Consider the following 13,756-nt stretch of genomic DNA (forward strand, 5'->3'; position numbering starts at 1 on the left):
ACTATGGCTTACAAAGCAAATTTAACCGTTGCCGGCCTCGAAGACTTACCAATCTATGAATTCGCCATTTCGTTGCATCAGGCGATGGATAACCGGGGGCGACCGGCTTCCGGCGTATTCACAGGCGATATTTTTTTACTTGTAGAAGGAGGAAACGACATCTTCTTCGAATGGCTTTGCGAGGCTACCCGCACCGAAAGTGGTAAAATCAAGACCATCGACGATTCGGGAAGTACCCTGGTTGAGTATGCCTTCGAAAGCGCTTTTATCACCGATGTTAATGAGAACTTTATTGACGATAGTATGGGTATCCGCAATGAGTTCAATTTAATATCGGCTGAAGAAGACGATAATACCAATATTGCGCACCGGGTGTACAATCAAATTCGTGGTAAAGACGATAATTTCCGCCCTCTGCTAAGTGCTTTTGATCAGGCTCGCGGCTTTCAACGTCGTACGGGTAATGCCTACGTTACTTATTTCTCGTTATCCTGCGAAAAGATCCGGGTACGGGATGTGGAACATGATAACCAGTGGGGGAAAAAGTAGCTAATCAGATTGTGTCTGGAATGCATTGATTTCCAGACACAAATTTTACTAATGAGTACGTTATGGCTTTTGAAGCAACATTAAATATTGACGGTAATCCCTACAACATCAACTGGATGATGCTGGAAATTGGCAGGAAGGAGGATCAGCGGGGTAAACCAGCTTCCCGACCTTCCTGGGCAATGGTGATTTGCCTGGATGTGATGGATGATAAAACCATTAAAAACTGGATGATTGATCCGCACATGCAGAAAGATGGAAAGGTTATCCTGAGCCGAATTGATGAATCGGCCACATTCAAGGAAATTGAATTCAAGCAGTCTGTTTGTGTCAGCTATTCAGATTTTTTTATGGCCGATATGAACTACATGAATACCCGAATATTGATAACGGGCGGAGAACTGGTTATTAATAAAGCGACCCTGCGCGTTACCTGATTTTATCCCAAACGATATGTCATTTCTAGCTACATTAACGGTTGAAGGAAAAACCTTCAATGTGTTGCAGTGCCAGCATACGCTTTCCCAAAAATATGATCGTGGTCGTCCGACTTCGGGGGTACGTGGGGGATCAATTTTACTGATTCTGGATGGCTCCGACGAAGACCTGCTGGGTGACTGGGCGACGGGGGCAACCACAAAAAAGAATGGTGATATCACCTTTAACCGCACCGACCAGCAATCAACCTTGCAAAAACTTGAGTTTGAGGATGCCTATGCTACGATGTATAGTGAATTTATGTCAGCAGCTACCCTTGATCATGCCAGTATATCGGCCGATGTGGAGGACATCGTCAATACGGATATTGGGCCGCATGATGATGATTTTAAGGCGCGATTAATTACAAATCGTAGACGGTTGTTACACTTCGTGGAACGAACAGGGAGCAGCTACTGTACATTGATCCGATTGTCGGCGGAGAAAATTAAGCTGGATGGTATCGACCATCAAAACACCTAGTCTATGGCGAAACAGGTTGTCCCGCATATTGAACTCGAAGGCGGTAAAGAACTGAAAAACGTTCGATCGCTGAGCATTGAGCAGGACTTGTTTGGCCATCATCAGTTTAGCCTGTCAGTGCCATTCGAGGACCTGGAAGATGCCAACGAACTGTTTTTTCATGAGTCGCACAAAAATGTCATCGGCAAAACGATTCAGTTCTCGTTTGAACCACTGCTCGAACAAGGCTCCTTCGATTTCAAGTTTAAGGGAATCATTACCGAACTCGCGCTAAAGAATACCAGCGATACGTCCAATGTATTTGTTCTGACGGGCTATGGCTTAACTATTCTGCTGGAAGATAGTCGGTTACGTCGGTCATTTCTGGAATGTGGCTTATCCGATATTGTCGATAAAGTGCTGAGTCCATACCCCAGTAACCTACTCAAACGATCAATCAAACCGAAGCACTCCGACTCGCTACGGTACGTGGTTCAGTACGATGAAACCGCGTTTGAGTTTCTGGCGCGGCTGGCGGCTGAGTATGGTGAGTGGTGTTTCTACGACGGTCAGCAGTTGATTTTTGGCAAACCCAACGATCAGAAAGTGGATTTTAACGTCGACGGTATGCAGACGTTTGCCATGAGCCTGCGTGTGAAACCCGCCAAATTCCTTTTCAACCGCTACGACTATCTGGCCGACGAAACCTACCAGAGCCATTCCAAAGATCAGAAGGTGGATGGGCTGGGGCAGTGGGGCGACTTTACCCTTGATGAATCGGAGAAGATTTTCAGCGAGGAATCGCAGGTGCCGCTGCCCAAACTCGTGTATGCCCAAAAAGAACTGGACGATGTGACCAAAACGCAAAAGGCGATGGAAGCTAGCCGACTGGTCGATTTTCAGGGATTTGGCGAGAATCCTGATGTGTCGGTCGGTACGGTTATTTCGGTAAAAGGCACGCGCATAACCGAACGAGGTTCGTCGGAAGAAAACTTTGGTAGTTATCGGGTTACGTACGTATCGCATACTCTGGACAGTAGCGGCAACTATTCCAATACATTTCGGGCCGTTCCCGATTCAGTGGCGTATCCACCACCCAACCCATCGTTTCGGTTACCCATCGGACAGCCCGAACTGGCCAAAGTTGTTGATAATGAAGACCCTGAAAAGCTGGGCCGGGTAAAGGTGGAGTTCATGTGGCCAGGCGATAGTAAGGAATCAGACTGGATTCGGGTAGCACACCCCTACACATCCGATGGCGAAGGCATGTTGTTCGTGCCGGAAATCGATGCACAGGTTATGATTGGGTATGAGTCGAACCTGGCCGAGTATCCCTACGTAATGACTAGTCTGTATCCGAAAAAAGATGGGGTAGACTATACGTACCGCGACAATATTCAGAAAACTATACAAACGAAGGCTGGCAACAAGATTAGCCTTTACGATAAGGGTGGCGAAGAAAAAATTGAACTGACCAACGTTAACAAGAGCGACACCCGTATTCTGCTCTCCTTCGCCGATGACGGAAAAATTACTATCGAAACGCAGGGCGTTGTTCATATTGAGGGAAAAGACATTGAAGTAAAAGCGCAGAACAATATTACCCTCGAAGCGCAGAACAATATCGAACTGAAAGCCACCAACGAAGTCAAGATTGAGGGGACGGCTAAGGTCGGGGTCAAAGGCGCTCAGGTTAGTGCCGAAGCCGATGCTACGGCCGAAGTCAAGGCCAACGGTCAACTCTCGCTTCAGGGAACGCAAACCTCACTCAAAGGCGATGCGATGGTTGAGGTAAAGGGCGGTGTTATCATGCTGAACTAATGATTTTGGGAAAAATAAGCCGCCAAACGGATCTCAACACGAAAACGATATGGGTTATTTAATCACATTTTTGGTTGGCGCTGGCCTGCTCATCCTCTCTGTATCAAAGTTTTCCAAAGCAATTAACCTCATTCAGTCGGGCCATCGGGTTATGGCTGTTGTGGACAGGCTTGAAAAAGAAAAATCAAAAAAAGGATACACCTACCGGCCCATTTTTAAATACCAAACCATGAATGGTCAGGAAGTTTTGCATTCCTATATGTTTGCTGCTTCGCCCCCCGATTGGGATGTAGGCGAAAAAGCAACGATTGTTTATCAGGCCAGTGATCCCGAAAATCCGGTTGTTCTAACGTATTTTGGCGCCTTCGGCTGGGCGGTTATCTGGTTGGCTGTAGCGGTACCGCTCCTGATTGTTGGTGGTGGTTATTTCTTAGCGCAGCTGTATCTGAAATCGTATTTTCTGTAAGTTTAGCTGTCATTGAATGACACCGCGAGGACGCCAAGGCGCAAAGACATATAAACCTATTCTTTGCGCCTTAGCGTCCTTGCGGTATACCAATTACTTATGACTCTGCAAATAGTGCTGCTTCAATAAATCTTCGCCGAATTCGCTGCCTTTTTCGCGCAGAATAGCGTGAATATGGTTGCCATCGTTCTGAAAACCCACATTGTCATATTCGATTAGAAAATCAGGGCCGTTGATAATGTAGTAATGCGGTTTGTTAGCTTCCTGATTACCGATCCAGGCAAAGTAGACCTTGTCGATGCCCGATTTGAGAATTTTATTGAAAAGCTGATGGGCTTTCTGATGCTCGAAGTTATGGGTATATTCCTGAATGAGCAGTTTCAGTAAATCTTTCTGGTCATTGGTAAACTGGCTGGCAGCAATGCCATAATAACTGGTAATGCGCTGGTTACTCTGCGGGCTGGTAATAATATCGCCCGGTATTTTCTGTTGGAGAATCGCCACTTTCTTCTGCGTGTCGTTCAGCGCATTGATCAGCATAAAGCCGTAATCTTCTTCCTTACTGAGCACCCGCCATCCGGCATACTTCGCTGATTTGACTTCTGAGGGATCGGTGCCAATGAAATAGGGCGACATCGACACATGGCGACCGTCGCAGGTGAGATTCAGAGCTATATGATGGCCGCCAAAGTTTAATCCCCACGGTTCGCTGGCTTGCGGTTTACCCCATACAGAAATATAGTAGTTGCCATGCGACCATTTGAGGTCCTGCATCATTTTAAGCATTTTCTGGTCGATTTGGCCACTATCAAACGCCTGTTGGTAAAGCGTATTCAGAATATCGTCCAGTTGCATGATGCTGGTCGTTTTCAGATAGCCCTGCGAACTCAATATCGCTGATAGTACCCGGTGAAACGCCATGCGGCTTTTGTCGGATAGAGAGCCGTATTGAATACCTGGCCGGGGCACCAGACCTACGGGCAGGTTGGTCCATTTGAACCGAAGACTGTCGTTGAAGGCGTATTGAGTTTTGGCTAGTTCGTCGGTGCTGAGTGTAGCCAGAAACCGATTTGTAGCGTCAATGAGTATACTGCTGGATTGAGCGAAGCTGATCCTCCCCAGCAACAGCCAGCAGGTCAGGAGAAGTAAGCGTTTCATGAATGGTCAGTACGATTTAGGTTTGAAAACGTATTGCTCTTGTTCAGCTGCGATTGTATTAATGAATCATAATCATCATAAAAATCTACCTTCTATCTGGGAGCCGTAACGCAAACGAGATACTCTTTTTAATCGGTAAAAGCTCTGTATATCAGGCTGCTCGCAGGGCAATAATCGTGGCATTATCAACCAACTGGTTCTGCGAAAAATCGAGTGCCGGGTCGAAATAGACCGGACGTTGCCACCAGGCTGTTTTTTTCGTAAATACCCACCCATAAGGCCGACCAGATGCATCGGTATACTGAATAGGACTGTTGGGTGTGCGTTCGTTATAATCGTTGATAAACACCAGAAACAAATCGCCCAGCGACATGGCTACCGGGGCTTTGGCTTTAAAATTAGTGTAGTTCGTATCGGCTGGAGTTTTAAAGAACTCAAACTGAATCACTAAAATCTTCGACAGGTCAAGCAGATCCAGATCGGGCATATCGCCATTGATCGGATAGTACCATTTTTTGTAATCGGCAGGAGGTATCTGAATGAAATACTGATAGGCCTGAACGACTAAAAATGGAATAAGAAATGGTAACAGACTGGAAACGAATGGCCAACGGCTGCCCAGATAGCCCGTTTGCGCATAGAGTAGGAGGGCAAAACCGATACCTGCCAGCAGAATGAACAGGGTTGTCATGAACCCGAGTCCAAACGTCCTAACCAGATTGGGCGCAAAGCGGGGGCTTAACCACACATGCAGGATACCAATGCCCAGTGCAAGCGCCTGGACCAGAATGTAATATTGCTGAAAATTAGCACTCTCTAGCGTACCGGCATAACTAATTGCCCCCAGCAGCAGGCCAATCACTATGCCGTAAAGAATTCCTGGAAATCGTTTTACGGAAGCTAAATTGGGCATTACAGGTAAATGGTATTAATCGTGGTAGAGCGGTTTTGGTTCGTACTTGCAATATGGTCGAAAATTTGAAAGATCACACAAAAATTTCAGCAATGGGTCGTAAAACTGTAGGGTATTGTCGGAAATGGCGCATTTTTGTCACTTCTCAAATTCTGATAAACTATGAATCGTCTGATTATCGGACTGTTGCTTCTGCTGGCTAGTTGCGGCCCCTCCTCAAAAAAGACTGATAAACCTGAGGCTGAAACGCTCGAAGCGCCTTTCAAACTCCCCTATGAACTCGGCAAACCTGTTGAAAATTACACGCTTCCTAAAGAACTAAAGGAAATATCGGGACTGACGTATTTTAAAGACGATAAATTGCTGTGTGTACAGGATGAAGAAGCGGTCGTATACGTGTTCGATACGAAGAAAGGTAAGATAGCCAGCGACTATGGTTTCGGTGGATACGGTGATTTTGAGGGCATCGAATACGTGAACGATGAAGTGTATGTCCTTGAGAGCAACGGCAATCTGTTTCGCTTCAAACCAGAATCGACGCAAATAGGCCGGACAAAAACGGATTTGCCCGAAAAAACTGAAGTTGAAGGTCTTGGCTATGACCCTAAAACGAAACGCTTGCTGATTGCGGTTAAACAGGGAAAAGGATCTGCCGATAAAGCTGTCTATTCGTTCGACCTATTGAATAAAGCGGTATTTAGGGATATGAGCCTCAATGATGAACAGCTTAAAGCAGCTGGCATCGATCCTGAAACCTACAAACCATCCGGTATTGCCGTTCACCCTGTGACGGGCGACTGGTATATTCTTACGTCGGCTGGCAAACGATTGGTCATTACCAGCCGTCAGGCAAAAATCAAATACTCCGAGCCGCTTGATCCCAAATTGTTTCGTCAGCCCGAAGGCATCTGTTTTGCGCCCAATGGCGATCTGTATATTGCCAGCGAAGGCGATGGCAAGAAAGGCTATATCCTCAAATTTGCTTACAGTCGGTGATTCGGTTTTCGCTAGGCTGCCCATAACCCCTTCGCGTACTGAAAACCGTATACCGAAAACTGTAGATTATCAACGACAAACTATTCAATCTTTGTGCTGGTGAATACTGGATAAGGTGGTACTTTCGCACCAGATTTTCAGATATTACTAATTCCTATGCAACTGTTAGACGGTAAGCTCCTGTCTGCTCAAATAAAGAAGGAAATTGCGGCTGAGGTCGCGCAGATTCGCGAGCAGGGGGGCAAAATTCCTCATCTGGTAGCTATTTTGGTTGGCAACAACGGCGCTTCAGAAACCTACGTAGCCTCGAAGATGAAAAACTGCGAGGAAGTTGGGATGCACTCAACGCTGATTCGGTTCGATCCTTCGGTTTCAGAAGCCGAATTGCTGGATAAAGTTCGCGAGGTGAATGAAAACCCGGATATGGATGGCCTGATCGTGCAACTCCCCCTTCCCGATCACATCAATCCCGACCGGGTTATGGAAACCATTAGTCCGGCCAAAGATGTAGATGGTTTTCACCCCATCAATATTGGGCGTATGGCGAAGGGCTTACCCGCTTATATTTCAGCGACTCCACAGGGTGTTCTGGAGATGATCAAACGCTATAACATTGAAACGTCGGGCAAACATTGTGTTGTGGTTGGGCGAAGTCAGATTGTAGGGCTTCCCATGTCGATTCTGATGCAACGAAACACCTACCCTGGCAACTGTACCGTTACGCTTACACATAGCCGTACTAAAAATCTGGCCGAAATCTGCCGCTCGGCCGACATTCTGGTAGCTGCCCTCGGTAAACCCGAGTTTGTGACGGCCGACATGGTTAAAGAAGGTGCTGTGGTGATCGATGTAGGCCTGGAGCGTGTGCCAGACGCTAGTAAGAAAAGCGGTTTTGCTCTGAAAGGCGACGTGAAATTTGACGAAGTCGCTCCGAAAACAAGCTTCATCACGCCCGTTCCGGGTGGAGTCGGTTTGATGACGATATGTTCGCTGATGCAAAACACATTGAAAGCTGCGCGAGGAGAAATCTATTAAGATAGATCAGACAGAATTCTATCTGCGTCTCTTAGAAGAAATTCATGCATTAAGCCAGTTAAACCCGACGGGATAGTATCCCGTCGGGTTTTTTTACACTGCCAGAAGCCAATTGTTGATCCCCAGGCAACAATCCAAGAAAAGCTAGACATTACGTTAACTCGATCTTTCAGACTCGCTTTATCCGACTTAGCCTGATTAGTCCAAATAAGCGTAGAAAAGTGTTCTTTTGGTTAAGTTTTTGATTTTTAGCTAGTTGGCTTCTTAGGCTTTTGTAAAAATGCCCTTAGACAGGTGCTGGCATACTTTAGACGTGTCACCGTGGTTAGTGTCCTGCCCTGTATAGCATTACATAGTTCATCGTTGAGTATCCTCCACGAAGTTGCTCCCCTTCTTTCCTGATAGGGTTTGCGCCTAAGCATGCGCACCCCATTGTTCATACTGCGCGTTCACCAGTATTGCCTCAGAATCCACTTTCTCAATTTTGGAAATAGATTTATTTAATTTTTAATTCTTCATATTTTAAACAGTGTATGGTATATAATGCAAAAAATTGAATGAATTTTATTTAGAAATGCGTAAATAATTGAATGAAAAATGTGTAAAACACTTGATAATAAATTGAGATTTTTTTAGCGTAAACTTTACAAATATTATACTATATATATTGAATTATAGTTTTGTAAAATGATAATTTATAATTATTGAAATCTATATTTTATATGTATTATTAATCGGCAATATTTTTAATTTATAATTTTGTTGTATTTTAAAAATAACGCTTAATAAAAAACTAAATAACACTTGAAATAGTAGGGATTTTTTTACGGAAAAATTGATTTTATTTGTATAGTTAATTAAAGAAAAAACCTTCGCACCCTCACTATTTATGAAAACAAATCAACAATTAAAATCAAGCTCAACGGCTAACTTATTAATCATGCAGGAACTTATCCATCAGGAGCTAATCCGTAGGCAGCAGCGTACACTAGCTATCGATGAACGTCTGAAAATCCGCGATTTACCACTTAGAGCGGTAACAAGGTCTACACTTCTTCTAGATATAAAAAGGCATATCGATACAGCCGTATCTGTTGAAAATATTACAATACAACATTTATTATATCAACTACCTCCAGACTATTGGCACTCGTTCGGAAGGTCGTATCCGAAATATTATGTAGAGTTAAAAGATGCTTTGTTACAGAAAAAAATTGATTTGAGAGTTTTAGTTGAATAACAAATACTTTTTAAAGCATAAAAAGCCGATCTTTCGGCTTTTTATGCTTTAAAAAGTATTTGTTATTGTGAAGTCTAATTGCGTATTTTTCGAAAATAGTTTACCTGGATAGTTGATAACTGTATGATAAATTGATTTTAATTGAAAAGTTAATGTTGTTCTGTAATTACTATAATTAAATATTGAACACCTTGTTAAAAATTTATTTTTTGTCATACTATGAATAGGTTTGGATAATAATGGTTTTATTTCAATGATTATCGGTGACGTCCTGCTATAAATTTTATCTTTCAGGCAATTGTGCTGATAAAAAAAGATGTAGTTCAGAATTACGGTTATATGTCGACGTGGTAATTTCTCCTTTTCTATAGCTTGTGATAGTGATTTTAATTACAAGTGCATTAACAAACTTTAACAGCCCTTCATGACCCGGCCCGGCCGCTTTTTGTGTAATTTTGGTCCGGTCTGGAAGACCCTGCTTACACAAAAAGTAATTCGTTAATCTTCATTTGTATGCAATCATTTAAACGCCTGAACACCCTGACAGGCTGGTTCGTATTTGTTGTTGCCCTGATTACCTATGCAATGACAGTTGAGCGAACAGCTAGTTTCTGGGATTGTGGCGAATTCATTGCGTGTTCATTTAAGCTTCAGGTACCTCACCCACCTGGCGCTCCGTTTTTCCTGTTGTTAGGACGGTTGTTTTCAATGTTGTCGTTTGGCAACCTGACTAATGTGGCCTATTGGGTCAATATGGCGTCGGTACTGGCCAGTGCATTTACCATCGCTTTTCTGTTCTGGACCATTACGATGCTGGCCCAGAAAATATTTGGGAAGGCTGAAAGTGAATACACCACAAGCGACACGCTGTTGGTTCTGGGTGCAGGTGCCATTGGGGCGCTGGCCTATACTTTTTCCGACACGTTCTGGTTCTCGGCGGTTGAAGCGGAGGTATACGGGATGTCGTCGTTTTTTACGGCCATTGTTGTATGGGCTGCGTTCAAATGGGAGCGTATCGACGATGAAGCAGCCGCTAATCGCTGGCTTATTCTTATCGCCTATCTGACGGGCTTATCGATCGGGGTCCACTTATTGAACCTGGTAACGTTGCCTGCTCTGGCGTTGATTTATTACTTCAAAAAACAACCGAAACCAACATTCTGGGGTGGCGTAATTGCGGCCGGTATTGGGTTGGTTATACTGGGGATTATAAATGCCGGTATTATTCCTGGCCTGCCCAGTATGGCGTTTGCCGTAGAGCGGCTATTTGTCAACTCGTTTGGCCTCCCCTTCAACTCAGGGGTTATTTTCTTTACCGTGATATTCCTAGGCACTATTACGTATGGAATCATCTGGTCAGTACGGCAGCGTCGCGCTGTCTTGAATACCTCTCTGTTGGCACTGGCGTTCGTACTGATTGGTTATGCATCGTACATGCAGGTGCTGGTGCGGGCCGATTTTAACCCACCTATCAACGAAAACAACCCCGATGATGCCCTGAACTTCCTTTCGTACCTGAAACGGGAGCAGTACGGCAGTCGGTCGCTTCTGTATGGACCCGTCTTCACATCGCGTCCTATTGATCAGAAGCGTGGCGCACCGATGTGGAAAAAAGAAGCAAATAAGTACGTTATTTTCGACTATCAGCCTGAATACGTATATGCTCCGGGCGACGAAATGCTGTTCCCACGGGTATATAGCAGTCAGCAGAACCACCCGGCTCTCTATCGCCAGATGCTGGGGTTGGCCGAAGGACAGAAGCCGACTATGGGCGACAACCTGAAGTTTCTGTTTAGCTATCAGTTGGGACACATGTGGTGGCGTTACCTGATGTGGAACTTTGCTGGGCGGGAGAGCGATGAAGAAGGGGCTGGTTATCTGCTACCCTGGTCGTCGGACAACGGTGCTCCTGATCTGTTGAAGACCAATAAAGCCCGCGATAATTTCTACATGTTACCGTTTGCTTTGGGTTTGTTTGGCATTGCGTTCCAATATTTCCGTCGGCGTCGTGATTTCCTGATTGTCGGCTTGCTGTTTCTGTTTACGGGTATTGCCCTACAGGTCTTCCTGAACTCGCCACCCACTGAGCCTCGCGAGCGCGATTACATCTATGTAGGGTCGTTCTATTTCTTTGCGATCTGGCTCGGCCTGGGCGTAATGGCGATAGCTGAAGGTATACGCAATACACTGAAATCCGATATGGCCCGAAATGGTCTGGTTGTTGGCCTATGTTTGTTGGTGCCTGTTATGATGGGGGCTAAAAGCTGGGATAACCATAACCGTGATCACCGGTACCAGTCGGTCGATTTCGCTAAAAATCTGCTGAATTCATGTGCGCCCAATGCTATTCTGTTTACAGGTGGCGATAACGATACCTTCCCGCTCTGGTACGTTCAGGAGGTAGAAGGCTTCCGGCGTGATGTACGGGTGTGTAACCTGAGTTTATTGGGCACGGAATGGTATATCCAGCAAATGAAACGCAAAACGTATGAGTCAGATGCGTTACCGATTTCCCTGGAGTTCGATAACTTCAATAAGGGCAAAAACGACATTGTGCCCTTCTATGAAATGGCGGGTGTGAAAAATGGTATTGATCTGAAGCAATATATCAGCCTGATCAAAACGAACAATCCTGCCATCCAGGTGCCGCTAACCAGTGGCGACATGACCAGCATTCTGCCGTCGTCGGTGTTATTCCTGCCCATCGACAAAGCGGCTGTTGATCAGGCTAATTTCGTTCCAGCCAATCTCCGTCCGTTGATGAAAGATACCTTGCAGTGGACCATCGGTAAAAAGGATCTATACAAGCCAGATCTGATCATGCTCGATATGATTGCGACCAACAACTGGAAACGACCTATCTATTTCTCTAGCACGTTGGCCAGTGATAACTACCTGAGCCTGAAAAATTACATGCAATTGGAAGGCTATGCCTATCGACTGATGCCGGTAGCTATTCCGGGTGCAACGGATGGGTATGTGAACTCCGATATCATGTACACCAACATGCTGAAGAAAACCTTCTGGCGTGATTTTGATAATCCGAACACGTATTACGACGAAACGTATAAAGGACCGCCGGTTATCTCGGCCCGGATTGCCTTCTTCCGACTGGCTGATCAACTGATGCGCGAAGGCAAAAAAGACAAGGCTCGTGAAGTGCTCGACTATTCGCTACGGGTGATTCCGGATAAGAGTATCCCGTACGACCAGATTTCGTCAAACTATGTGCGATTCCTGTTTGAAGTAGGAGATACCAAGAAAGCCCTTGACATTGCCGAAACAATGGCTGTTCGTGCCGACCAGAATCTGACTTACGATAAGAGTGGTAACGGAAACCGCTTTGGTAGTCCTGACTCCGATCTGTATATTCTGCAAACGATTGTCGAAGCCTGTAAGGATGCCAAACAAACGGCTGCGGCCAACAAATACGAAGCGATCTTCCAGAAGCATATCAACGCCTTCGGTTGATCCGGCTTCAGCCATAAACTTACTGAGTCTGGCTTATTATCAACAGCCCGGAAGTGTCACACTTCCGGGCTGTTTTGTTCGTAGGCTAGTTCAGGCTTTCGAATAAGGAACCGGCCAAAATCGACACAGGCTTTTTCAAACAGGTTCAGAATCGACGATGTTGGCTTTTCAAAAAAGCTGGGTTCAAGAATCACTTTGTCCTTTTTTAAGGTTCGTTTCCAAAGGCCAATGACCGCCCCATTATAAACAATAATTGGGCTGAATATCCCATTGGCTGAAATCGCCATCTGATGAGCATCGGCAGAAAGAGCAGCACTTCGGTCTTTATAGCTGATCGTGTATTCATCGAAAGCGGGCAATAAATACAGGGAATCGTCAATAGATGGCAGGACATATCGTGAGGCATCGAACCAGTAGGTTTGAGGGCCGACGTTTTCCGAAACAACGTCCGATTGAATTGCCATCAGGGCACGCCGGGCGTCTGTAATGGGTAGGCCCGACCACCAGACAAAATCGGACAACGTAGCTGGCCCATGGCTGGAGAAGTAGGTGCGAGCCAGCTTTGCCAGCGCTTCTTCCCGTTGTAGGGGCTGGGGCCTGGGCACACGCTCCTGAAGTAGCGTATAGGTTAGCTGACTTCCTCTGGTCATTCCATTGCAAACGATGCCATCGAGTTCGGCGAGTAGCATCAGATGTGACGATCGGTTATTATCGGTTGGTATACCTGCCTGTTGGAATTCAAGCATCAACTCCGGGCGAGTCAGATGAACCTGCTTCGATAAGGCTTTTTCAAGAATGGTATAGCATGTCGTCAAAACGTCGGTTGTGATTTCCAGTTCCTTAAGCCTTGATCGGATAGACGCTTTCACATGCGGAGCAGACAGAGCCAGTAACCAGTGAATATCTTCGGCGGCTACAATATGCCAGGTCGGCCGAAGTAAGTGAGTTCGAATCAATTCTCCTGCATCCAATGCGGCTGCAACCTGACTCTCGGTCATACCGGGAGACCTGACACCAATGGCCCATTTCACCATGTGAGCATCCTGCGCCTGCATAGCACCCATCCAGCGAACCAGTTCGTTGATCGTTGTATGAGTTGGTTGGGCGATCTGCTGGTTATGTAATCGGTAGTGGGCTACGTCGGACAACTGCATGTGAGGATTGAGCA

General features: G+C 45.6%; 12 protein-coding genes. 9 read left to right on the forward strand and 3 right to left on the reverse strand.

Translation table 11 applies throughout. The annotated features are described in order from the left end of the window. Positions 1-3: 3 nt before the first annotated feature. The 5 genes from tssD (B5M13_RS10835) (at position 4) to B5M13_RS10855 (ending at position 3,775) form a co-directional block, all read left to right on the forward strand. On the forward strand, positions 4-549 hold the full coding sequence (gene tssD, locus B5M13_RS10835) for a type VI secretion system tube protein TssD (RefSeq protein WP_080055688.1): 546 nt from the start codon (positions 4-6) through the stop codon (positions 547-549). A gap of 62 nt (positions 550-611) precedes the next feature. After that, on the forward strand, positions 612-986 hold the full coding sequence (gene tssD, locus B5M13_RS10840) for a type VI secretion system tube protein TssD (protein WP_080055689.1): 375 nt from the start codon (positions 612-614) through the stop codon (positions 984-986). Between the two features lie 16 nt (positions 987-1,002). Further along, positions 1,003-1,509: a type VI secretion system tube protein TssD gene (tssD, locus tag B5M13_RS10845; protein ID WP_080055690.1), complete on the forward strand. Its 507-nt coding sequence runs from the start codon at positions 1,003-1,005 to the stop codon at positions 1,507-1,509. 3 nt (positions 1,510-1,512) lie between these two features. Then, the gene (locus B5M13_RS10850; protein ID WP_080055691.1) at positions 1,513-3,309 is read left to right on the forward strand and encodes a type VI secretion system Vgr family protein; all 1,797 of its coding nucleotides are present in this window, start codon (positions 1,513-1,515) and stop codon (positions 3,307-3,309) included. A 49-nt stretch (positions 3,310-3,358) separates the two neighbouring features. After that, positions 3,359-3,775, forward strand: coding sequence for a DUF3592 domain-containing protein (locus B5M13_RS10855; RefSeq protein ID WP_080055692.1), 417 nt, complete (start codon positions 3,359-3,361; stop codon positions 3,773-3,775). A 93-nt stretch (positions 3,776-3,868) separates the two neighbouring features. On the opposite strand, the gene B5M13_RS10860 is transcribed toward B5M13_RS10855, so the two are convergent. Continuing rightward, positions 3,869-4,933, reverse strand: a complete 1,065-nt coding sequence (locus B5M13_RS10860) for a DUF3500 domain-containing protein (RefSeq protein WP_080055693.1) — start codon at positions 4,931-4,933, stop codon at positions 3,869-3,871. A 151-nt stretch (positions 4,934-5,084) separates the two neighbouring features. Then, on the reverse strand, positions 5,085-5,846 hold the full coding sequence (locus B5M13_RS10865) for a TssN family type VI secretion system protein (protein ID WP_080055694.1): 762 nt from the start codon (positions 5,844-5,846) through the stop codon (positions 5,085-5,087). A gap of 162 nt (positions 5,847-6,008) precedes the next feature. Between B5M13_RS10865 and B5M13_RS10870 the strand changes: the two genes are divergently transcribed. The 4 genes from B5M13_RS10870 (at position 6,009) to B5M13_RS10885 (ending at position 12,588) form a co-directional block, all read left to right on the forward strand. Beyond that, entirely contained in the window at positions 6,009-6,842 is an 834-nt protein-coding gene (locus tag B5M13_RS10870) for an SdiA-regulated domain-containing protein (protein ID WP_080055695.1), read from the forward strand. Positions 6,843-6,998: 156 nt separating this feature from the next. Next, the gene (locus tag B5M13_RS10875; protein ID WP_080055696.1) at positions 6,999-7,877 is read left to right on the forward strand and encodes a bifunctional 5,10-methylenetetrahydrofolate dehydrogenase/5,10-methenyltetrahydrofolate cyclohydrolase; all 879 of its coding nucleotides are present in this window, start codon (positions 6,999-7,001) and stop codon (positions 7,875-7,877) included. An 889-nt stretch (positions 7,878-8,766) separates the two neighbouring features. Beyond that, on the forward strand, positions 8,767-9,117 hold the full coding sequence (locus B5M13_RS10880; RefSeq protein WP_155297229.1) for a hypothetical protein: 351 nt from the start codon (positions 8,767-8,769) through the stop codon (positions 9,115-9,117). A gap of 513 nt (positions 9,118-9,630) precedes the next feature. After that, positions 9,631-12,588 carry a DUF2723 domain-containing protein gene (locus B5M13_RS10885; protein WP_080055698.1) on the forward strand — a complete coding sequence of 986 codons (2,958 nt, stop codon included), beginning with the start codon at positions 9,631-9,633 and terminating at the stop codon, positions 12,586-12,588. Positions 12,589-12,644: 56 nt separating this feature from the next. Here the strand turns inward: B5M13_RS10885 and B5M13_RS10890 are convergent, their stop codons facing one another. Then, positions 12,645-13,742, reverse strand: coding sequence for a winged helix DNA-binding domain-containing protein (locus tag B5M13_RS10890; protein WP_080055699.1), 1,098 nt, complete (start codon positions 13,740-13,742; stop codon positions 12,645-12,647). Between the last annotated feature and the right edge of the window lie 14 nt (positions 13,743-13,756).

It is taken from the genome of Spirosoma aerolatum (assembly GCF_002056795.1).
Lineage (GTDB): Bacteria > Bacteroidota > Bacteroidia > Cytophagales > Spirosomataceae > Spirosoma > Spirosoma aerolatum.

Excerpts from the sequence above, each read along its gene's own strand:
- tssD (WP_080055688.1), top strand. The coding sequence starts at position 4 with ATGGCTTACAAAGCAAATTTAACCGTTGCCGGCCTCGAAGACTTACCA.
- tssD (WP_080055689.1), top strand. The coding sequence starts at position 612 with ATGGCTTTTGAAGCAACATTAAATATTGACGGTAATCCCTACAACATC.
- tssD (WP_080055690.1), top strand. The coding sequence starts at position 1,003 with ATGTCATTTCTAGCTACATTAACGGTTGAAGGAAAAACCTTCAATGTG.
- B5M13_RS10850 (WP_080055691.1), top strand. The coding sequence starts at position 1,513 with ATGGCGAAACAGGTTGTCCCGCATATTGAACTCGAAGGCGGTAAAGAA.
- B5M13_RS10855 (WP_080055692.1), top strand. The coding sequence starts at position 3,359 with ATGGGTTATTTAATCACATTTTTGGTTGGCGCTGGCCTGCTCATCCTC.
- B5M13_RS10860 (WP_080055693.1), bottom strand. The coding sequence starts at position 4,933 with ATGAAACGCTTACTTCTCCTGACCTGCTGGCTGTTGCTGGGGAGGATC.
- B5M13_RS10865 (WP_080055694.1), bottom strand. The coding sequence starts at position 5,846 with ATGCCCAATTTAGCTTCCGTAAAACGATTTCCAGGAATTCTTTACGGC.
- B5M13_RS10870 (WP_080055695.1), top strand. The coding sequence starts at position 6,009 with ATGAATCGTCTGATTATCGGACTGTTGCTTCTGCTGGCTAGTTGCGGC.
- B5M13_RS10875 (WP_080055696.1), top strand. The coding sequence starts at position 6,999 with ATGCAACTGTTAGACGGTAAGCTCCTGTCTGCTCAAATAAAGAAGGAA.
- B5M13_RS10880 (WP_155297229.1), top strand. The coding sequence starts at position 8,767 with ATGAAAACAAATCAACAATTAAAATCAAGCTCAACGGCTAACTTATTA.
- B5M13_RS10885 (WP_080055698.1), top strand. The coding sequence starts at position 9,631 with ATGCAATCATTTAAACGCCTGAACACCCTGACAGGCTGGTTCGTATTT.
- B5M13_RS10890 (WP_080055699.1), bottom strand. The coding sequence starts at position 13,742 with ATGCAGTTGTCCGACGTAGCCCACTACCGATTACATAACCAGCAGATC.